This is a genomic window from Bacillus sp. DU-106, from assembly GCF_004799705.1.
Taxonomy (GTDB): domain Bacteria; phylum Bacillota; class Bacilli; order Bacillales; family Bacillaceae_G; genus Bacillus_A; species Bacillus_A cereus.
In genome coordinates this window covers 3,460,005-3,484,378 of the sequence record NZ_CP026607.1, presented here as the reverse complement: position 1 = coordinate 3,484,378, position 24,374 = coordinate 3,460,005, and the positions used below count along the sequence as shown (strand labels likewise).

Here is a 24,374-nt window from a genome sequence, read left to right as displayed (position 1 = left end):
CATCGACGAAATCCCTCCATTTGATATTACAATCAACTTCCTTAACGAATATGGACAAGCTAGTAAAATGGAAATCTACGGTGTAGAGATTCTTAACGAAGGAATGGGCTTAAGTGTAGATGACAACACTACAGAAAAAGCTTGTACTTTCATTGCTCGTAATATTGTTGAGATGCGTCCACAAGATGATTGGGAAGTAGAATAATAAAACTTAAAGAGGTGCTTCGGCATCTCTTTTTGTATTTGGTAGCAAAAATATTATCGAGTGGTTATGTTCTGTTTATAGAAAAATAGAAAGGCAGGTGTCTTCATGAGTAGTAGATATCAGAAGACTTATACGAGTTTTGCTGGTACAGATATTGTTGCTGTTGTAACCCCTGAAGGTGGTAAATCTGTAGTGCTAGGTCAATTGCAAACAATCTCTTATTCTGTTTATAGACCGACAGCTCCAGTATTTGCTTTAGGACAAATTGCAGCTAAAGGTGTTGTCCGTGGTGCAAGAACAGTAGCAGGAAGCTTAATCTTTACGGTGTTTGACCGCCATGTATTATACGAAATTATGAAAGATCATAATGTGAATGGGAACAGTTGTCCTATCAATAAAAGTGACGAGCTACCACCATTTGATATAACAATTAACTTTATGAATGAATATGGGCAATCTTCTAAATTGGTGATATATGGAGTTAACCTTATTTCAGAAGGTCAAACAATGTCAGTTGAAGACATGATTACAGAAAATACAATGGAATTCATTGCTCTAGATATCGAAACAATGAAACCAGATGTTTTTGATGAAGGGTGGTAAGAGATATGAGTAATGGGGCTTATACACCGGCAGGTAAATCTAAAAGAGGTTATGCAAATTATTACTCAGGAACAGATATCCGAATTTACTTTGGAGATAACTGGATAGATGAAATTGTAGAAATAGAATGGACAATGCAGGAACAATTAGCACCAATCTTCGGATATGCTTCTTATACCTGGGATAAGGTAGCTAGAGGGAACAGGTTGGTTCAAGGTTCTTTTTCTATTAACTTCAAAGAAGCTGGTTATTTACAAACGGTACTTAATAGTTTAAGTTCTGAAATGACAGAGGAAAATGAGTGGTTTAGCCTAGCAGAATTTAATGGTGAAAATGGTCAAAGTGCCCATAAAAATACAAAGGTTGAAGACCTTATAGGTAATTTTCAAGCATTAGCAGATGATTATGAAAATGCACTATGGGGAACAAACTCTAACTCTTCAAAGTTAATAGATAGCCGTAGAACTGATACATTCTTTTATAGCACAAATGAAAATGAAAAAAATAGGAATTTGAAAGAACATGGTTTTAATATCTTACTAACTTATGGAAATAATCCTTGTGCTGTTAGAGGGACTGGAAGCTACAAGACCGTTCAAACAATAGTTGGAGTGCAATTAACAGGTGTTTCTCAAAGAGTAGATCCGTCTGGGAACCCTATTTCTGAAGTATATACTTTTATAGCAAAAGATATCTCGGGGAATGTGCAAAAAGCGTACTAATTTTAATTATGGGATTTATATGACTAAATGATTTTAACTTTTAAATTTTTATATTAACGAGAGAAAGAGGAGGAAGTATAATGACAAAACATATTAAAAAAGAAGAAGCTTTAATGGAGGGGACTCAAGAAGAAACTTCGGTTGTTAAAGTAGGAGACAAATTCGATGAAGATGACGTTTCAAAAGCAGAACAAGAAATCTTCCCAGGTGGCCCGACTTATAACGAACTTGAAAAATGGAAGTCTATGTATGCAGGAGAAGTATACTTAACTGAGTTTGATGAGGAAAACATTTTTGTATGGCGACCAATTAAGCGTAAAGAATACAAAGATATTGCTAAAATTCCAAATGCAGATAATTTCTATAAAGAAGAGCGTATCTGCGAAAAAGCAGTTCTTTTCCCTGCTAACTATGGTTTCATGCAAATGACAAATGGTAAAGCTGGTATCCCGACACTATTACACGAATTGGTACTAGAGAAGTCAGGGTTCGCAGCAAAAACAGGCGCAATGCGCTTAAGCTAAGAGCGGAGGAGGCGTATTATCGCCTCCTATTTTTATTGTAGGGAGGAAAAAACATGCTAATCGATCCTAATTTATTAGATGACAAGGTAAAAGAATTACCTATTGAATTTGAAACATATGAAGAAGAGGTAGGTTTCAAGGAGCAATTACGTATTTGGCATGAGAAATATGGGCATATCTTTATGCAAGAAATAAACGATGTCATATTTTTCTTCCGTGCATTAAGCAAAGAAGAATTGAAAATTGCACAGGAAGTATACAATGATGACTTTGAAAGAACTGAGTATATATGTAAAACTTGCGTTATAGAGCCAATTATTGAAGATTACTCGTTAGATATTTTTGCAGGTGTTCCAGAAATTCTCTGTCTTTCTATCTTAGAGGAGTCAGGTTACACAAAAGCTCAAAAAGTTAAAATTATGATAGCTAGATGGGAAAAACATATGGAAGAAGTAGAAAATCAACTTCCATTAGTAATAAAAGAAGCATTCCAAGATATCCCATTAAGCGAAATTGAATCATGGACAATGGCTAAAACAGCAGAGTATTATGTAAAAGCTAAATGGTTATTAGAAAATATACGAGGATTAAAATTATTGGGTGAAGAAGAAACTCAACAACAGTAGCCGTAAGGTGGTGAAGACGTATGGTCGATAAACGTTATATGAGTGAAGAGAAAGAGAAAAATCATGTGCTTAGAAATATAGCCAAAACAAGTTCTTTTATAGGGGAAGGGGTAATGGAATATCGCGATTTTTCTATGATAGGTAAGTCCGTATCTCATTTATCTAGTAACGTAGCAGTTACAGGTAGTGTTGCGTTAAGTAAAGATAATTATAAATACAGTACTGTATCCGATGCAGGAGCATTTATGCAGAGGAAATCTAATGGTCTTGGTAAAACTGCTTATGTTAGTAGAAAGTTACGCGGTGGTTTTGATGGTTATATACAGGAGAAGATGTATAAAAAATTAGAAAATTATATCCGTAGAAATATTAAAAAGAAGCAGATACTTAATAAGCGTCTAAGTCAAAAGAATATGGAATACACTACTCGTTATTATAACGAATTCCACAAAAGAAATATGTGGGGTTTTAACAAATTTGAATACGAAGCTACTCAATTATTCCGTCAAAATAAAATTCTTGAAAAACTTCAAAAATTATCTTCTATTAAAAACAATGGTGGGGACAAGATCCTCAAAGCCCTTATCCAATACTACAATCAGAATAAAGATATTTTCAATAGTCCTGGCGATTACATTAATGATTTTATAAAGCAACTGGAAAATGGAAAATATGCTCATAAAGTTAAATTCCTAGGTGATACGCAACGAAATGTATTTCAAAAGCAAATGCTTCAAACTCTTGGGTGGTACAAGGATATTAAAAAAATATTTGAAGAAAATAAAGGTACAATACTACCCCAAGCTAAGGCAATTGAAACCGCGTATGCTTACGAATTTATCAAAGATGCAATTAATCAGACCAACACATTAATGACTTATTTAAAGAAAACAGGCTTTAATTACACTACATTAAAAGATGCTGAAAAATTTGATATAGCTACTAAGCGTAGGTATGGGTTAATCATTAATGACATTGATGAAAAAGGAAATGAAAAATCTATTGATGTTACTGCAAAGTTACGAAATTTCTTAAATAACAATAAATACAATAACGATTTAAATATATTGTTAGATAAAAAGGGAATATCTTTCGACTTTGAAAATATAATTCTTGATAGTAATTTATACACGCATGCTAAAACAGGTGAAATGATTGAAAACAGGTATTTAAAAGCTGGTGCTATTAGTGCAATAGATTCTTTCCAGGAACGTGTTGAAGCTCCATCATTTATTACTAATTCGACGGATCTAACATCTTGGCAAGCTTTTTACTCTAGTCTATCTAAAGAAGAATTACAGGTATTAGATTCAGGACAAGTTCATAAATTCGCAAGCAACTTAGGCGATAAAGGATTTGATAGTGTAACTAAAACGAATCAAGAAGAGGATATTCGTAATCCATTAAATAATAATGGCCATTTTTATACTAGTGGAAATGTTTTTCGTTATACAGAATCTGGCATAGGAGATTTAATTGAAACACCATTACAATTCGGTGCGTTCTCGCGTATGGATAAGTCTTATGCTCGTTCTGGGTATAAAGAAGAGGTAACGGATAGAGATGCCTCGCAACTTTACGAGGATAATTCTGTTGGAAAATTAGTAAGAGGGACATGGAAGTATATAAATCCCTCTAAGGGATTTATATCTTTAAATGAACCAGCAGTGGATAAAAGTTTATCAACCTTAATGGAATTCATGATTCCGACATTTGATGACGACGTAGTACGTATCTCTGCAATTGAAAAACTTAGACGTTCATTCCATCAATTCGATTTAAGAGCATTAGATAATGAAACTGGAGTTTTTACACCGAATGTCGTGAAGAAGTTTGCAAAAAATAAGGGGATTTTATCTGAATTAGATATAAAGAATATAAAGGGGTTAGAAACATTAAACGAGTTTCTGGGTTGTGACAATATTCATACTATTGATGCAAGGCTTCGTGAAGCAAGGGTATTCCTTGAAGATGTTATAAATAATGATAAAGATAAAGTTAGTTTTATTAGTACTAAATTAGTTTCAGATAGTAGCATAAGTAAAGTTGGAAAAGCAATTGCATCAGAGATTAATATTAACGACTTAAAGAGTTCTGGAGCCATTGATGATGAATGTGATCTAACATTTAATACAAAAATAAATACTATCGACGCGGTATCACCCCTAGTTGGGCAAGGGCTAGCTGTTTCGAAAGAAAGGTTAGCGGGAAGTCATATTAATAGAGATACTTTAGCAAACGGAAAAAAATCAATTCAAGTTATTGACGATATTAGTCGAATTGATGAGTTATCAGATTTTTTTAAAGAGAAATTTTATAGTGCTTCAAAGTTAGATGATATCTTTGGTTTCTTAACGAAAACAGGAGTTGGATGCGAAGATTCCGGACGTGGGGAAACACTTGTATCATCAATATTAAGGACTTCGCCATATCAAGATTTTTTAGTTGGGAATCATGGTAGTACCTTATCAGGTATTGGTCGACGTAATGTTTCTCGTGGTTCTAACAAAGTTTATTCTTCGCGAATCCTAAATAAGATGTTTGATGATTTGCCTAGTATAGGTGAATCACCAGACTCATCGCTTAATGATCAAATACAGAAGGATGAAATAAAACTTTTTGGTAAAGCACATGAAACACCTGATAAGTATCATTTGGATGGAACAGGTTCTGATGAGATTACAAGGCTGATTTACGATAATCAAGGTACATATCATTGGAACAATAAGAAGTTCTCAAATGTTGAAATTCGAGAAAAAAATGGAACAGTTCCTAAAAGTATCGATACACATACGTTTATGGTTCAAGAGTTTGACACTTCAGTTAAATTAACTCAGGAAGATAACCAAGGTGTTACTGATTGGATGGCACAGTATTTTAAATTCGGTGAGAAAGATAAAATTGGTTTTACTAGAGATTTTGTTGCTCGAATCAATAATACATACGCCTCGGTAGCTGATGGGAAATATATTGAAATGGTAACGCATGATATTCTTCCTAAAATACCTTTCACCGGAAAAATAGCCGATATGTTCTTACAGAAACGTACATCCATTGAAAGTTATAAGAGAGACCAAGTATACGATTCAGATTGGAGACTTTGGCCCCAGCTATACGAAGGTAATACGGTTGTTTCTCAAAATCAAGTTATTACTGGCGAGGAAATCACAAATATGGGTGCACGAAGAATTATTTCTCGACTAAATAATGTTTTTGTTCCTCAAGTGCGTGAAGACGAACGAGAAATTAATCAGTATTTTGATATTTTGGATAAATCTAGTAAAACTGTTCAAAGTAAAGGAAGTGCAAGTTTAGAAGCGTTCTTTGATGATACAGATGGAAAAGAACGAAAAAACAAAGGATTAAAAGGCTACTCAACAGATAAGAAGAAAACATTGTCCTGGGCTAAAAAAATGGGTTATGGTGACACCGAAGCCGTTAAATCACAAATTAATGAACTTTTCGATGGACTAGAAGATATTTCGTCTACAAAAGAAACTAATCAAGCAGGTAAGTACCTACCCTTGGCTATAAAGTCTCGACAAGAATATAAAGGTATTTTTTATAGCATGGGTGAGACTGAAGACTCTGATAGCACATCGTTAATGGGAGCCTTAACACCAAAAGGGCAAAAATATATTCCTCGATTCTTTGAGACGAATAGCAGTAAAGAAGGTCAAGAGATTCTAGGATATGTTCCTGAAGACACAAAAGGAATTTTACAGGACAGTTGGGGGCTTAAAGTAGATAAACAAGAAGGCATTGAAGATTATTTTAATACTCATTATCTACCAACTGAAAATTGGGCTGGATGGAACGCAAGCACAAATCTTGATGGTATAAAAATCAAGGTTATGCAGAAGAAGGGGGGAACTCCAATTACTTCTGGTGATTGGAGTAAGAATCAAACTAGAGCGGAAAAAACAGGAGAAAAAGTAATTCCAATACACTCTTTAAGTAGTTTGATTAATATCGGTCGCTTGCGTGATGTGTTATTAGGAATGGGACTATCAGATGTAGATGTTCAATTAACTACTTCTTATGGTGAAGGACCAGGTGGAATCAATACTTCCATCGACATCATGAAAGATGTGAAAAATGAAATTTTAGATGGTCTTAATGCGGGAGTACATTCCTCATTATTCTAGAATACATTAAGCGGCGTTCAGTCTTTTTAGACGAGCGCCGTTATTTATTAGGAGGGTATTATGGAAGATATTAAAAGAGTGCCTATTAAAAACAGGGTGTTAATACCCGATTATGAATCAGCAGAAGATTTTGGTGAAATTAGAATAGAAAATCAAACTGAACGTGCAGCGTTTAAATACAGACAAAGTGCAATAGCTCAAACATATAATGAATTAACGAAAGATAATCGTATAAGTTCGTTAGGTATTTGGGAGTTGGCTCGTACTCCAAATAGTTTTAATGTAAATGCTCAACAAGCATTAGACCCTTTTATAAAATTAAAAAATGAAGACAATGTAGTATTCTTTGATATAGAAGCAATTGGAACGCCTGAACACATGAGAAGTAGTAAAGGATTAGACCTATTTGCTATGACTGGGTTATCTTTTGGTGGAACTAAGTTTAATGGAAAAGACTTTGTTAAAAAGAACGGGGCTATTCTTTCAATGGCAGTCGCTCCTGAAAAGGATGCGTATTCCCAATTAAAACAGCAAATTAATAAATTAAAGCAAAATCCGATCATGTCAGTTTCACAAGACATACATCGTATATTACTGGATCTAACTAAATATTCTGATGAAAGTAAATTTAAGAGTGCAACAAGTAATGGGAAATCCTATATGTCTCTATTAGGGCATTCACGTGTTCTTCCTACAGACACGGCTTTTACAAGAAATACAATAGAAGTAATTGAACGTGGTCTTAATAACCTGTTTCATAAAGGGACAAAACTTGAAGATGCCTTATCTATTTTTCAAGGCTATATTATGTCTAGTAATGCAAAATTAGGAGGATATAATATCCATCACTACGATTTACCAGCCATTCTTGGAATAATAAAGGACACAAGTACAAAAAAATTCTTTGCAGATGCAGCGAAAAGTTCACTAGACTTTTTTCATGGATACTCTGCAACAGTTGAAAATCCATATTCATTAACTGGTGCTAGTTTACGTCAAGAACATATTTACCAAGCTATTTTAGCGAAAAGGAAAATTAAAGCGGGTAAAGTAGCAATTGAAAGGAAAAGCCCTTCATATCTATATCATTTAGCAAAAAATGATATTCAAGCAAATATTGATATTGCTGGGTTTACTCACAAAAAAATCAAATCATTTATTGAGGGAGCAGAAAAGTCTGCTACTTATGATTTTTCTTCATCAGCAATAAAGAAAAATACTCTAGAAATAGGTAAGGAATTATTTTCTTATCAAAGAGGTTACTTTGACAAAGATAAACACAAATACAATCTTGTGGGTGAAATTGGTGAAAATAAGGAAAGCATAGTACCTCGGTTAGAAAATTTAAAGACATTACTCCCTTCAAATGAAACCTTCGTAATTCAAGAATTCCTCAAAGATGTAGCGTTAACAGGTGCAGATAAAAAAGGTTTTGGCGTAAGGCTTGATTCTAAAGATATAAAGGGGAAAGTCCTTTTATTAATGTCCGAAACGCAGGAGGGATTAGCACAGCAAATTCATAGTTCTTTCATGCCAATGGATGATGCAATTTCTAGAAATTTGCGTGACTTAAAGATAAAATATGACGCTTCTTTTCGTGAATATGAACGAATGTTCAACACTAATGGATGGAATAAAATGAAGGAGTACTATCACTATCTAGATAAAGCGGGTAGTGTTGAAGAAGATTTTGACTGGAGATTACACATTATCAAAAATGGTGGGACAGAAGAATTAGCTATGAAATTCCCTTATATGGTCGCACGATTAGAGGGAGAAAGAGATGTCTGGAGAACAGCTATTAGTACTCTCAAAGATTCAGGATTAAATGACGAGCAGAAGTTAATTGCACTGCGCCACATTAAAAACAAGTTAGATGAGAAAGGAGATAATAAAGCTCAAGTAACTGCTAAAGGAAATAAATTTTTTAATTTTAATTTTGATAAAGAAGACAATACAATATTTAATGCAAAAGACACGAATTCAATTAAAGCTTCTTTCAGTTCTTATATTAACGACAGAAGAGGGAATTGTATTGGGGATCTGGAAAAGTCATATAAGTTAGCTCGTATTGATGAATTGCAAAAAATAATCATTAATAATTTCAAAATTTCACAAGATAGAAAAGCCTCTAATGATGTGAAATATCTTGTGAATCAGATGAAGAAGGAAGTTATGTCGGGAAATAAAACTGAAATAGCTCTGAATGAGATGTCAAACCTCGTTCGTGAAAAGATAGAAAACATGGGTACAGACAATTTTGTTCGTGAAGTAACCAATCAGATGACAAATAGCCGTGTAACTGCAATTAAAGGTTTGATGAAGCATCTACCAAATGTTATGCGTGAAAGTATTGAAAATGCTCGTTCATACAAAAATGCTAACGAATTATTAAACGGTAATAGTTCATTAAAGAAATTTTTAAAAGAGCAAGATAACCGTATTAAGAGATTATTTGAGAAAAAATTTGGTACACATGGAATAAATGATCTAAACGTAATTAGTAAGACAAGCGGTATGGCTGCTAAGTACGAAGAACTTGTTGATAAAATCATGTCAGCTTACAGCGAATACTTCAACACTCAAATTCGATTTATGGACGGTGGTAATCCTATACTTATCTTAGCTAGTAAGAAGAGTATTATGGATTTAAGTAAAGTAAAGACATATGAAGAATTGGTTCGAAACCCTAGATTAGCAACTATTGAGCTTCCATCCTTTGATAAGAACATGAAGGTGAAATACGGTGGAAACCAAAAAGCTTCTGTTATTCGTTCTGGTATTGGTGTAAAAGGTGCTTATCATAGTACATCGGTAACAGATGCTCTTAATATGATTCTTGATTATTCTAAGAAAGCCAAAGAGCTGTCTGAGAGAGCTGAAAGTATAGGTGGCAATAATGCATTTGTTCAAATAAGACAAGGGCTACGTTACCGTATTGGAAGACAAATAAATTCAGTGCCTACTGATGCAAGTCGTAAATTACACTTTGATAATAGGGAAATGTTTGATAGCAAATCGGTTATGAGTGACGAATTCCTTTCAAGCAAATGGGATATCACAGGATATGCAGAGTCATGGTATCGTGCAAATTCTAAACGATTAGGAATTAGTGCTTCTGCCGACATTATTGCTCAAAATGCAATTGAAAAAGGAATTACATTCTTTGAAGCGATGGGACAGAGGGCAAAAGATTACGCTATTGCCGGAGAACTTCTTGATTTTGCAAAAGGCGCTTCTGGACTAAAAGGAAGTTTGGTTGGGATTAATAACCGGTCAGCTTCAAAAGAGCTTGTTGGGACTACAAATGTAAACGCTCGTACTTACATGGCATTAGGTAACTACTATGCTAAAACAATAGAGAGTCCACATAAGCTAATCAATTACCGAAAGGTAGACCACGAAGTTGCATCAAAAGTGTTACGTAACTTGGGTAAAAATCAATCGTTTCGTACAAAAAATAGTTTTATTTCATCAGCTTTATTCAAAGCTCTTGATGATGCAAATGAGGTTCGTGGTATTACAATGCAAACTGGTTATATGACGAATGAAGAAATTGCATTAAAGCTGGAAGATGCTAACACTATTATGAAATATAAGAGTATGATTGACACAGCTCAATTAAAAAAACAAATCTCTCCTGTAGAAGCAAGACAAATGAAGGAGTCTTTAGACATAAGGATGCTTTCTAATAGTGAAGGTTACGCATTTATGGATTACAAGTTAATGAAGGCTTTTGATGGAATGGATGAGGTTCGTATCAATATGAACGCCGAAAAAGTAATGTTCAACAACTATATTGAGGTAGCTATTGAAAAAGAAGCTGAAAAACAAGGTCTTGGTAATGGTTTATGGAAAGAGAAAGGAATCGCTTTTAATAAACCATTAGAGATTGATATCAATTCTATGTTCAATGAGAGAAATCATCTTACTCTTGGAAAATATGAACTTAACAATATCAAAAATAAAATTATTGATAAAAAACGTTTTAAGAAAGGTGATACAGTATCTATCCTTGGCTTCAACGTAGATGACATCAATAAAAAATCGCTTGTATTAGGTAGACAACGTGAAACAGGACATGGATTTAAAGTGGTAACTGAGGGTGGTTTCCGTGCTACTATGACCCCAATGCTTGGTGATATTATGGGTGATTTATACGGCGTAGAAGGGGTAGAACAGGTGATTTCTCATCAAGTGGAAAAGGACGGTTCTACTGATTTACCGGCCTTAATCCGTGGTTACGATACTCAAATTCGTCAACAATTCAGTGGTTCTGTAATGAATAAGAAAATCACTACTGACTATGCTACTGAAGAAAGAGCGTTATCTTCATTCTATAAGGATGTTGAACAAATGCTTGGTATTAAAACAACTAATAAAGATGGCCAGTATGTAGTGGATTCTAATTTTGGTTTAAATGGAAAACAGCTAGACTATAAAGGACGTGAGAAGCTTTCATCTAAGTGGATGAGGAAGTTAGGTCTTAACCGTGAAGTATTTGCTGACATCACAATGGCCTATGAGGCTTGGGATCGTCAGGGTGGAATTAATCATAGTAAGAACACGGTTAAAGAGCCTGGGGTATTATATGTTCCGGGAGAATCCTCTATATATTCTAACTTTATGCATGATATGATTTATAGTTCTAAAGTAAAGCCAGAAATTAAAGCACAACAAAAAGTATTTAATGAAATGTTTAAGTTTGTTGGTAACTATGAAAATAATTGGAAACCTAAAACAGGAGATGTAGTTATTGATTACACCCCTAATAGTACGAGGCTAATGACTGATGTAAATGCAAAGAGGAAAGATGGTGTACTTCATGTAAGTAAGGATTCATTTGAAGCAATTCCACAAAAGTTTGATTATACCCAACCTTTCAATGTTGAGGATTACAGAAAAACTGTTATTAACGCTGGATTGATGGAATTTAATTTAGATCCTGGTGTTAAAGGTAAGAAAATCCAAGAACACTTACTTAGAACAAAAGGAACGGCATACTTGAAGCTTCCAGAATTTGCAGCAAATCAATACATTCCTCTTTTGGATATTAACTCAATGAAACTACCTGGTAATGTTAATTTAGTTGAGAAAACAGAATTCCTTGATACATTAAAAGGCTACTATACTTCTATTATTAGAAAAACAGAAGAGTACAATGACTTGTTTACAACAGATAAGTTTTCCTCAAGCGATACAGTGACGCGACGTGGAGTTCTAGAAACGGAAATTAATAGAGGAATTTCTCAGCATATTGCAAATTTTAGTGATTCAACTTCAAAAACGAGTATGGTTAAGCGTATTTCTGGGAATTTTAGTGGAGATAACTTAGCGGTGTTTTTAACTCCTTCCGGAATGAATGATGAGAAACAAAGAACTACTGTGGTGAATGATATCATAAGATTGCGTGATTCTGATAAGGAAAATAACAAATTAGCAGTTGATGTAATCAATGCTTCTGAAGCATTCTTCTCAGAAAATAGCGCTGAGAACCTCACTCTTGGAAATCTATATGGTGCTGGAGCATACGAAAAAAATCGTAAACCACTTAAAGGTACCAGTGTATATAATGACTGGAGAACAGCTAAGAATGATGAACCCGGGGTTGGTAAAGCCGAACAAGAAAAATCAATTCTAGCTCGTGCTATTTCTTCTACAATTGGCAGTATAGATAATACAAGTATGAGAATATCTGCGGAGTTTATGAAGATGAAAGAATCAAAAAAAGAACCATTTGATGAGGCAGAAGGTTCAAGTCAAAACGTAGAAGAAGTGATGGATAAAAGAAGAGCAGTTGAGCCAGAATTTTTCTTGAATGAAGCAATGCCACTTCATCATGCATTGCATAATGGGATGTATGAATCACTATCAGATATTGCGACTGTTGGTAAGAAAGTATTCAGTGGAAGTGCTACAAGTTTAGCTGGGAGGGGGTCTATAGGATTTGATGAATTATGGGCGACAAGTGCTCTAATGAAAGGTACACCAACACCAGAAGGCCTGCAAGAGATGGCACCAGTAGCACCTGAAACTTTAGGGTCTCCTACGGCCCGTATAACACCTAATCAAAATGGTGAGTACATTAACATCTCTGTAAAGGCATCAGCTAGTAAGAGAATGAATCATAATAATCTAGCAGCGATGATAAACAATGAAATCATGGCAATGTCGAATGTCAAAATGAACACGAGTGTTAACGTAAATGATAATTCGAAAAAAATTGACAGCAAGTGGTTAGAGAGCGCTATTGCAAATGCGATGAATAAGGGTTATGCATATTAATAGACAAATGAGAGTTAACATTTTGTTAGCTCTCATTTGTTTTAATACAGAAAAAGAGGTGACCAGATTGAAAGAAAAAATATTAATTACCTCTCTAACAAGAGTTAGAAAAAATGCGCCTTGGCGTGTTGGTATATACATAAATGAAAACTACACATTTATTAATGTAGGTGACAAAGGGAATGTAACTGCAAGCCCAAGATTTAGTGTGTTCCTTTCAGAAGTCGAAAAGAAAGTATCTCGGTACCCCGTAGACATTAGTTTTTATTCAATTGAGAATAATAGAGAGATGGAAGTCATAATGATGCGTGACCAAATTGTTTATCTGGATTGTGGTTACAATTCTCATAGGCTATTATCAAATGCTCGTTTTTACTACGAAAAAAAAGTGCGCTCTAACCCGTTAGAATTAGCTCAGCAAAAGGTAGAAGAAAATAGTGAATCCTTTAATGTAATGGAGAGACGTGAAGAGAAAATTGCTTCTTCAGACTACATTGCGGTTGGAAGATTAGAAAAAGTTATAGACGGTGATACAATTGATGTGAAGTTAGTAAAATTATCTAATTTTTTATCCGATTATTTGAAAGTAGAACAAACAATTACAATTCGATATAACGGTGTAGAAACACCCGAAATATTTCAACCGGGAGCAGAGTCCTACAAAAACCCTAGAAATACTAAGTTAGGAAAAATATATGGGGTTACAATGCAGGATATGTACACGATTGGAGAAGAAGCGTATAAATACAACAAGGAAATCTTGGGGGGAGAAGCAGCTCAAAAACCACTTGTCCTTATTCATTTTGACCGTAAAAAAGGTGGAGATGCACCTTTAATGGATAAAAAAGCTGGTTTTTATATAGCTGATATTTATGCAACAAATGAGAAAAGTGCTGATATTTTGCTAGATAAGGTTAAGCAAGATGAAAAGAAAGATATAACATTTGTTCATGTAAACAAATCCCTTTTAGTAACCAAATCTGAGCAATTCCCGCATATTCCTCTCGGTCTCTATCCGTTTGAGTCTGCCAACACTTTAACAGTTCTTAATCCGTGGTATTGGATTGCTGAATTAGGTTTAAAAGCATATAGTATAGGAGTTGGTACTCCTTCAGCAGGCTCAAATAATGGAGATAGTACTCCTGATATTAGTAGTGACAAACCGTATGATGAAGACTTCAATCCTGAAACAAGCAACATCAAAGGTACAACAGGCCCAATTGATAACGCGCTAAATTTCTTTAGTCCTTACGATGATAGATTGCCTGTTTTTACAGATGGAATAAAAACAATAGATGATTTAAAAAGACATTCAAAGGTTAGGATTGGGGATGTTATCCTTACAATACCGCCTACTTCTATTGAGATAAACAAAACTTCGAATATCTCAAAAATAAAAGCACTTCGTACAAAATCCTCTGTATTAGTTAACAGTGGTCAAACACTTACTACTTTAAGTATGGATCTTTATTTCCACGATATTGAATCAATTAATGGTAAGAAATATCCGTGGAAGAAAGAATATGCAAAAGGAGAAGAAGCTAAGCACTTCTATGTCGATGGACTTAGACCATTACTTGGACAATTTTCTAAAGCGCCGTTTCTTCCAATTGATAACTACTACATTAATGATGTGTTAGGTATTCGTGATGTAGCTTTAATGAATATTGAAGTAACAACAGTCCCTAATTTCCCAGAGTCCTTAATCGCCAAGTTAACGCTTGTTGAATTTAATTCAGAAGCATACTTAATGGATAAAAGCACATTGGGAGACTCTATAAATTATCCAATGTTAAGATGGTATTATAATCAATCTCTATCGAATCGTGGAGACAAGTATCGTTTCTTCAAAGGGTTAGAAGGTCCAATTAAAAGTGATATCAAATTCACTCTTGCTGATGAAACTATCCTATCTACACGAAAGCACGCTATTGATTATATGAAAAATGCAGATTCTCCAGAGCAAAGACGAAGTGATTTAAAGACAAAGAATCAGGATTACAAAAATAAAAAAGCAGATGCATCTGTTGTTAACGAAATCTTGGATCAGTATAAACGTTATAAAGATTCTAAGTTTGAGGAAGAAATGATTATTGATGACCTTCGAAAAGGTTTTGGTGATGTTAACTATTGGTACATGGTCAAAGAACTCCAAAAGAAATACAAATTAAAAACAGAAAAAGCAGAAAATGTTCTAGTTAAAGGAGCGGAAATGTTTTCTGAAATTTATGATGGTAAATACAAAGGTTCGTTTGTCAATCTTGTTGACCAGGAAATCTTTATCCCATATCAATCTCGTGTATACTTTAAGACTCGATTTGATTGGTCGGATGTATCCGCAATACTCAATTACTATGATGAAGACCCTCCAGTGGATTATTCAGAAGAACAATACAAGGGAAAAGAAGAAAGCGGTCTTATTATCTTAAAGAAACTTAAAGATGCAGGTAACCAAAAACTTCTTGAAAGTCAATTCAAGAAGTTTTATGCAAAAGGAAAATTCTGTATTCCTGCTGAGTCTAGTGTGATAGAGACATTGAAAAAAATTGCTAATGGTACAAAAGCGATGGAAGAAGAAATAAACAAGTACGAGGATGCTTTCAATGAAAATATGAAAATTATTGAAGCTACTGAACTTGTGATTCCAATGAAAGAGTACCCAATATCTGGGGGATTTATCCCCATTTCTATCAATGCTCGTTTCTCAAATGAGTTTAGCATGTCTAATGTTCAATCCAGTGAATCTGCAACTTTACAATTTATGGGAGGTGGAGACCCATATATTGATTTAATCTTAGAAGTTGATGAAGGTGGTGCAAGAGATTTTAATAATCTTATTGCGATTTCTGATTACTACGCTAAGACATATAATCAGGGTATTACAAACGGATATATTGGTATTGAAAACGATCTTGCACAATTATTTGGTATTCGATATGTAATGTTTGAAGGTATTTCTGTAAATACAGTTCCTAACTATCCTGGAAGATATCAAATTATGCTTCAAGGTATTGGGTTTAATAAGACACAACGTCAAAGTGAGGAACTAAAAGATTTACCTGGTAACAGTAAACATATGGATTCTGAAAAGCTAAAGGCTAATAAAATGGCATTTATGAATGACCGTTTGATTGAAGCTAGACTTCACAAACTGGAAGTTTATCCAGATATGGAACTCCCAACTTACGCTGAAATTAATGCTGTATTACCAGAGATGGATGCAGGGGTAACAGAGTATCAAAATCTAACAAAAGGAACATATCTTGACCCAGACTTCTATTTCTCTACAGGTAGCACGTTAAGACAGTTAATTGAAGAGTCATACAACGGAAATCATCAGGTAAACATGTTTGATGCTACAGGTGTAGCTGCTTATACAAGCAATATGTCTGAAAAACTGTTTGATACTACCGAAGAAGACTGGAAAAAACTTAAGGAAATGCAAGATACTGAAGGTGTAGAGCCCCTTGATTGGAAGTTTAGTTGGGGCAAAGCGTTAGAAACTGTGAAATATGATACACCAAATACATCAGCAGGAACTGTTATAGCAGATCAAAGTGGTACTGCTGCAGTAAAGAACGCAGAAGTTCAAAAGTTTTTAACAGAGAAAAAAGATGATAAATTTGCGTACGAAACCTTCCCAACTATGGAAGAATGGAAAACACTTTTCCCTGATGGTGGAAATGATTATGGTACGTTGGCTAAAGACCCTAGTGGTGATGAAGCGCTTATCTACCAAGAGCTTAATAGTTTAGTTGATAAGTATTTCAAGAAGTACTATTCAGCCCCTGAATTCATTGAAGAGTGTCGTGGAGATTTAAAAGATGCAGATTCATCTAAAAAACTGGTTTCTTATGAACCTGCAGATGCTCTTTATTCTGCAAGTTTTGAAGCAAATCGTAATAAGCTACACAATTCTGATATGACTAGTGTTACTAAGCTAATCCAAAAAGACACTATTAAATCACCGCAAAAATCAGAACGTATTAAGTCGAATGATTTCCACAAAACAGATTTAAAAATCACAAAAGAGAGATTCATGACACTTATGAAAGCATTCCTTGATAAAACAAGTCAGTGGAAGCATTTCAAAGGAACAAAACCTTCTGTAAGTAAATCCGGACGTGTAGGATTAGCTCAAGTAGATGTTTCTTCAGCCGACATGAAGGTTGATGAAGTAAAACGCTTGATGTATAACTGGAGATACAATTTACAAACAGCAGTTAAGCAACTCGCAGAACATTACGAGAAGTTGATTAAGTTAGATAAAGACTATATGAATTTTGAAGCTTATTGTCGCCCTTGGGATGGAATGTTTGCTCTATATGAAAAGCCGGATGCAACAATTAAAACGGCTAAAGACATCGAAGATAACTCTATGGCAAGCGGCGTTATGAACCGATTTAATCATTATGCGACTAAGCCATTTAATACATTTAGTGGTTACAATAAAGATGTGTATAAGACATATGCAAATTTAAGTATGGACGAGTTCATTACAATTGGTAATGGAAACAAAGATGACTATGTTGATAAACTTCTTGAACTTGAATACTATGATTTATCAGTATTAAAAGAAAATAACTTAAAAGTTGATTCTAATAAGAAAGAAATTAAGAAGGTAATGAAAGTACACCTTGAAAAAATGGATAAGGAATCATTGTACACTACTTATGAAAAACATCTGAAGTTCTTATACGAACTAAAACAGAATGATAGCATGTTTGAGAAGGTTGTAGATGGAGTTGCTGGATCGAAATATAATCCACTGAACTGGGTAACTGGTGGCAAATCTGGTGAATTTGTTGATGGTCTTACAGACAAGGTATCGGGACCTAGAGCAGACAAAAATGGTTATAAATATTCTCAAGAAATCATGAAGAAGGCTACAAAGCTTTACGAGGCAATTCGTGGTGTTAATGAAACAGCTACTGCTTCAACACAAGCCACAGATACTCGTTTGTATAATGATGTTGATCCGCGTGTACTTTATGAAGAAATGTTCTATGATTTAAGGTACCATGATCAACGTGGAAGAATGCTTCGTGCGTTCCCAGGTTTCCAGATGTTTATTATCCATGAAGGTGCTTATTTCGGGAAGTATAAATTCTGGGATAACATGTACGGATTCAATGCTATTAAAAGTATTGATGTTCACCGTTCTCGTAAAATAGCTGCAGATACAGCAGTCATCTCAATGACTAATGTTTATTCTAACTTAACAACTCGACGTACGGATGTGGACTATGTGGATCGTGAGTTAAAATTTTGGGATAATTATGTTTGGAATGAAATACCTCAAGATTTAATTGAGAAAAAAGAAAATGAAGTTAATAAGAATCTCTTCATAGAAACAGGAGCGCGTATCCATTTAAGAATGGGATATGGGTCTACAGCTAGTGCTTTACCAATTGTATTCAATGGTACGATTTCAGAACTTCAGATTGGTGACGTAATTGAAATCGTTGCTCAAGGTGACGGAATTGAATTAGGAAACGTTGTATCTGGTGATCCTGATGATAATAATGATGGATTATTCCAAGTAACTGAACCAAGAGATTTAATTTGTAGCTTTATGAGCTCAAAAGGAAGTTGGTTCAAAGACTTTATGAATGGCGTAGTAGATGAACGGTTGTTTAAAGACAATCCACTAGGAATCATGCACTTTGGTCAACCATTCGATGTAAACTCAAGTAGTTCAACCGATTCAAAACCCTTGGGTAATCTATTATGGTTCAACGATGAGTATGGAGAAGTTGCTCAAAATATATATTCTTCTAATGGAACCCCCACATTCTCACAATGGTTACATCCTAACGGCGAGCGAAATAATATTTTCGAAGATTTTAGCTGGAAACGTCTATGGGAAAATAAGTTTAAGATTTTTAACCCTGGTGATGAAGATAACATAGTTATTAAATTCTATAACAATACAGTTTGGGATATTATTCAAACAATTGCATATTCGACTCCAGACTATATGGCCGCTGTTCATCCATTTGAATTACGCTCCACATTATTCTTTGGAAAACCATATTGGCGCTGTGCATTTGATTATGATTCTCGATATGAATTTGATGCCGCAAATAAAACATGGAAAAGATACCTTATAGGTGAGGCAAGACGACCATATATGCAAAATAAATTTTACATGTCGGCTTATGATATTATTGAAAATAATATTAAAGCTAGTGAGGATAATGTTTTCACAAATGTTATTGTGAACTATGACGGAAAACAAACGCCTGTACTGTATGCAGATGCGGATATTCGTTTTGACAAGCAAAAAACAAGAGTAGTAGAAGCAGACATTGTAGCAAAGTTTGGAGACTTTTATACCTCGGAAGTCATGGCCACATACTTCGGACACTCTACACTTAGAGATAGTATGAAAGATATGTATAAAGGAAATCTATTAGTATTAGGAGATCCTACTGCTAAACCGTATGACATGATGTATATTAATGATGAAATTAGTGACATGCAAGGAAATGCTTTAATTAAATCAGTAACACATCATTTCAGTATGGAAACAGGATTCATTACTTCTATCGAACCAGATTTATTGGTAGTAAACGATGACCAAGTAATTATTGAAATGGGTAAGTGGTATGCGGGTTTTGGGCAGTCAATAGCTGCTACGCTGGCAATACGTGCTGCAGCAAATAAAGCCGGAAGAAACCTAAGCAAGTGGATCACAAAGTCTAAGAATATCCCTGCTAATGTAGGAAAATGGGTATCAACAAAAGGTTTCAGACATACTGTAAGGATGGCAAATAATAATGGGGATATGGATAAAATCCTAAAAACACTTGATGAGATCATCTCTAAAGAAGATGGTGATGTTAAAGCTCTCCAGCAGAAACTAGCAACAGAAATTGAAGAAGCAAATAAAAACTTACAAAAAGTCACAGGCAAAGTAAAAGATAAAATAAGATTTATCCAAAACACAAGTAAAAAGGCTATTTTGCAATCAGGAACAGCTTTTGCAAAGATTTTATCAAGCTCTAATGATATAGCAAAGATTGGTAAAGGAGTAGTGAATTCGCTTCGAGGAGCAGCTTCTTTCACACCACTAGGATTCATTGTTAATTCAGCAATATGGATTGGTACGGAAATGTTGTTTGAACACTATCGCCGTTTTAAGGAAAACCTTCAATGTGTTGTGGCAATGCCATTAACTTATAGAGGGAAAGAATTAACAGCAGGTATTAATAACCATGCAGGTATGATTTATGGTGATGCACCAGGTCGATATGATAAGATGTTCAATGCAACATTATTCCATGACGATGAGGATGCAGAGTTCTTCGGTAACGCATTTATAGAAATAGCTAACTTCTTTACCGATTCAGGGGGGGAAGAAGGTGTATATGCAAAAACTGAGAAAGCTCATCAACTTAATGAGTTAGCCAAGAAACAGCAATAATATAACGAAAGAAGAGGCATAGCCTCTTCTTTTTCTGTGTTAACTATAGCGAAAATCAAAATAAATGGTTAGTTTATCAAAATAAGGAGGAATAGCTATATGGCACAAAAAGACAAACAAACATATAATATCGAATTGTATATAAAGAAAATAAAAGCAGCGAAAGAAGTATATGCGGAACGTAAGAAGTTTCTAGAGGGTTTCTCACTTAAAAAGAAAAAAGACAAGCCAAAAGATGGAGGCGGAGAAGTTGCAGTATCAGGTGGTGGCGGTTCAGTAAACTTCAATGGAGAATTGCCTACGGTTGCTCAGTATACTGGACCAGATGTTTACACCGACAAACTTCTAAACGGAGGAGTATACCAAAATGGAATTAAAGGTAAGATAGCTGGTACTGATAAATGGAATCAGCATATTAAAGAACAAGCAGCAAAAGCTGGTGTAAATCCTCTATTGGTTAAAGTAATTATGGCAACGGAATCCGGTGGAGTACACGATTCGACCCCAAACTCTTCTAACTGTGTTGGGTTGATGCAAACAGAAAAGGATATTACTGGAAATCTAAAGTTAGACTTTGGAAGAGCATGCAGTGATCCAGTCTATAATATCTATGTAGGATGCATGATTCTTAAAGATAAGCATAATTATGCTGGAGGCGTTATCTCTAGGGGTAAAAATCCATATGCAGAATTTAAGAGTAAAGGATTTGAGTTAAAACAAAACGGTCATGGGGTTGCTTGGTTATATAACGGTTTCAGTGTGCCTTTTGACGGGAAAAATAAGGTTTATCGTGGTGGATATGTTTATGCGAACCAAGTAGTTGCAATGTATAAAGGTTTTGGAAGAGACGCATACACAGATACAATGTTAACTCTGGATGTTTTATCTGGTGGCGGTAGTGGTGGTGGAAGTTCATCATCCGCTGGTGGTAAAGGAACAGGCGGAAAATGGGAATACGGAAAAATATTTGCAAGTGGTGATGAAGTAGTTAAGTTTTTGAACACTGTAGACACTAGTATGATTAATGGTATCTATGTCCACCACACCTATGATCCAGACCATACAAAGGCTAAAGGTCAAACACTAACCAAACTAAACGATGACATGAAAAAATTCCATACAATAACCCGAGGTTGGGATAATATCGCGCAACACTTCACTATTGGTGTGGATGGACAAGTAATTCTTGGACGTGATATTGCATCTGTTCCATGTAGTGCAACAGGATATAACGGTACAGCTTCTAATCATCCCGCGATGTATGAAATGATAGGTAACTTTGATATAGGTAAAGATAAATTGCAAGGTAAACAGTTGGAGTCCGCTGTTGCTATCGCTAAGTACTTTGCTATGAAAGCAAATGGTGTAAAGTTTCACCGTGAAGGATTAATTAATGGCCAAGAACCAAAAAGTTGTCCTGGTAGTGGAGTAGATAAAACTTGGTTCATGAATCTAGTTACAGGAAAGGCAAAAATAAGTGAGTTCTCTGCTCAATCAGTACCTGTATCAGATTCAGATATTGAAGCGAATTATGCAGCAGGCTGTGACCTTTCTCAAGATCCGATAATAGAAGATGTCATGGATACACCATTCAGGCTACCACCAACAGAAGATGAATTAGAACACGCTAGAAATTTTGCAACGAAGATAAGTATCCCTACTGCACAATTAAAAGAGAGCAGAATTATTGCTCCAAAGTACCCAAGGTCAAACTATGTGGAAGACTTTAAACTGTCATCCAGTTATGACATGAAGAAAAATTACTCCCCATTACCTCCACATGAGTTTATTCATCTAAATGGTCCTCAAGAGAATTTCTACACAAGTGAAGCAAGACAAGCTTTCCGTCTTCTTAAAGATCGACTTGGATACAAAATCTTAAGAATAGCTAGAGGGTTTGATCCTTCTGATGGAGAGTCTTCTCATTCTATTGGTATTTCTATGGACATATATGCTGATTCAACAGAAGAAGCAATTTATATAGCTGATACTGCATGGTTAACAGGATTCCGAGCTATTGCGGTTGGTCCTAAGTTTGTTCATGTTGATATTGGTCCTGAATCAGCTTGGGGATATGATAATCTACCATTTTATCAAGGACCAGGTACATTAAGGGCGGGTGATTTTAGTTATGGCTACAAACAAAGAAACCTATAATCTCGAATCATATAAGAAGAAAATTAAAGCGGGTAAGGAAGAGTATCAAAAAAGAAAAGAGTACCTTGCTAAATTTGAACTTCCTAAAACTAATGATGAAGAGGAAGAAGAAGTAGAAGTATCCGATGGTAGTAAAAAGCCTGAAGACCAAGGGAACGCAGTAAAAGAACCTGAGGGAGGAGTTGGTAACTTCACAGGTTCGGGCGAACTAGGCGTTCCTGCAGAACCAAAATCATATAGATTTACTTCTGTTATGGGACCTCGTGATGGAGCAAACCATAATGGAGTGGATTTAGCTCCTAATACTCGTGGCGATACAAACTGCAAGATACTGTCTGCAGGTGATGGAGTTGTTTTGCAAGCCAGAAGCGGTGTAGGAGGATTTGGTACTTGGATCGTTATTAAGCATAAAGATGATTTGTATACGATTTATGGACATATGCATCCTGATACATTACGAGTAAAAACAGGCGATACGGTTAAAAGAGGTCAACATATTGCGATGATGGGGCAACAAGGTCAGTCTTTCGGTGTCCATTTACACTTTGAGGTTTGTACAGACTTTGTTAATAACAGAAGAGGAACTACAAAGAACCCCGAAGATTATGTTGATATTCGAGGCAGCGCCTCAGCTATTCAAGTAAATTCTATTACACCTAAGGCTAGCTTCTCAGCAAAAGCGGATGAGAAAGAAGAAGGTAATGAAAAACCAATGCATGCTCTTTATGAGAAGGATGGAGCAGAATTATCAGAAGAAGAAAAACTAATTGATCAGACATACAGAAGCTCTTTCCCATACCTGCCAGTTCAATTCATAGGGGATTCTCTTAAGAAGGGTGACATGACAAGAGAGTACTTTCTCCTTAACCGTGTTGGTTGGGCTCGAACTACCAAGTATGAAAAAATGGTTCCCTTAAATAAGGAAAGATTTATTCATAGTGAAAAATATGATGGTCATGAAGGGAATCTTTATTCTCCAGACGCAAAAAGGTTGTTTGAAAGCTTGCTTTTGAAAACACAAAAACCTTATTTTGAGGTTATTAGTGGTTTCCGCTTTAGTAACCCTGGTCAACTTTCACCTCATGAGGCAGGTTGTGCAATTGATATTCTTGTCAGAAGCATAGACGAAGTAAGAGAAATTGCTGACTGTGCATGGCAATTAGGTGTGAGATCGATCGCGATTGGTGGAGACTTCGAAAACAATAAAGGGTTCATTCATATAGATATTGCTCCAAAAGGGAAAGACATTAAATATGATGGAGTTCCTATCTATGGTGGACCAGGAAAGTGGGTGACTCAATGAATTTCAACAGTCCAATTCACCAATCTATTTACAGTAAAGTAGTTGTACCGTCTTTAAATAGATTACAAGGAACAATTGAAGGCTATGTGATTCAAGTGGATTATACGAAACTAACATGTGAAGTAGTATACTCCGATGAAAACAGTCATGCTTTACGAACAATGAAAAACGTATCTTTACCTAAAGATGGGGATGGCGTATTTACACAAGCTGTTAAAAATGGTGACAGGGTTTCTATCTCTTTTAAAAACAAATCAAAAGAGTCACCTTATATATCTACAGTGTACAAGGCAAATCATAGTGATGAAAATTATCTAAGCCCATACGGTGGAAGAACAATTCGTCAATCCCGTATTTTTTAGAAAGGAGGAT

The 24,374-nt window shown here is 35.1% G+C and carries 11 protein-coding genes; all 11 read left to right on the top strand.

The genetic code is table 11. From position 1 onward, the window contains the following. The first annotated feature begins 67 nt into the window (after positions 1-67). The 11 genes from C3Y97_RS27890 to C3Y97_RS17580 all read left to right on the top strand — a co-directional run bounded on the left by C3Y97_RS27890 (position 68) and on the right by C3Y97_RS17580 (position 24,364). On the top strand, positions 68-205 hold the full coding sequence (locus C3Y97_RS27890; RefSeq protein WP_000409223.1) for a hypothetical protein: 138 nt from the start codon (positions 68-70) through the stop codon (positions 203-205). 105 nt (positions 206-310) lie between these two features. After that, complete coding sequence (locus tag C3Y97_RS17625) at positions 311-808, top strand: hypothetical protein (protein WP_000098836.1); 498 nt, start codon at positions 311-313, stop codon at positions 806-808. Between the two features lie 5 nt (positions 809-813). Next, on the top strand, positions 814-1,530 hold the full coding sequence (locus tag C3Y97_RS17620; RefSeq protein WP_000064652.1) for a hypothetical protein: 717 nt from the start codon (positions 814-816) through the stop codon (positions 1,528-1,530). A gap of 80 nt (positions 1,531-1,610) precedes the next feature. Further along, on the top strand, positions 1,611-2,054 hold the full coding sequence (locus C3Y97_RS17615) for a hypothetical protein (RefSeq protein ID WP_000160472.1): 444 nt from the start codon (positions 1,611-1,613) through the stop codon (positions 2,052-2,054). 53 nt (positions 2,055-2,107) lie between these two features. Beyond that, positions 2,108-2,680 carry a hypothetical protein gene (locus C3Y97_RS17610; RefSeq protein ID WP_000904181.1) on the top strand — a complete coding sequence of 191 codons (573 nt, stop codon included), beginning with the start codon at positions 2,108-2,110 and terminating at the stop codon, positions 2,678-2,680. A 20-nt stretch (positions 2,681-2,700) separates the two neighbouring features. Next, positions 2,701-6,828: a hypothetical protein gene (locus C3Y97_RS17605; RefSeq protein ID WP_136363582.1), complete on the top strand. Its 4,128-nt coding sequence runs from the start codon at positions 2,701-2,703 to the stop codon at positions 6,826-6,828. Between the two features lie 60 nt (positions 6,829-6,888). After that, entirely contained in the window at positions 6,889-13,113 is a 6,225-nt protein-coding gene (locus C3Y97_RS17600) for a hypothetical protein (RefSeq protein WP_136363581.1), read from the top strand. A gap of 67 nt (positions 13,114-13,180) precedes the next feature. Next, complete coding sequence (locus tag C3Y97_RS17595) at positions 13,181-20,542, top strand: nuclease (RefSeq protein WP_136363580.1); 7,362 nt, start codon at positions 13,181-13,183, stop codon at positions 20,540-20,542. Positions 20,543-20,641: 99 nt separating this feature from the next. Then, a complete protein-coding gene (locus C3Y97_RS17590; RefSeq protein ID WP_136363579.1) occupies positions 20,642-22,699 on the top strand; it encodes a transglycosylase SLT domain-containing protein in 2,058 nt (685 codons plus the stop codon). Next, positions 22,674-24,002 carry a M23 family metallopeptidase gene (locus tag C3Y97_RS17585; RefSeq protein ID WP_065845289.1) on the top strand — a complete coding sequence of 443 codons (1,329 nt, stop codon included), beginning with the start codon at positions 22,674-22,676 and terminating at the stop codon, positions 24,000-24,002. The genes C3Y97_RS17590 and C3Y97_RS17585 overlap by 26 nt, the downstream gene beginning before the upstream one ends. Further along, on the top strand, positions 23,999-24,364 hold the full coding sequence (locus C3Y97_RS17580; RefSeq protein ID WP_001010564.1) for a hypothetical protein: 366 nt from the start codon (positions 23,999-24,001) through the stop codon (positions 24,362-24,364). Before C3Y97_RS17585 ends, C3Y97_RS17580 begins: the two co-directional genes overlap by 4 nt. Positions 24,365-24,374: the final 10 nt, after the last annotated feature.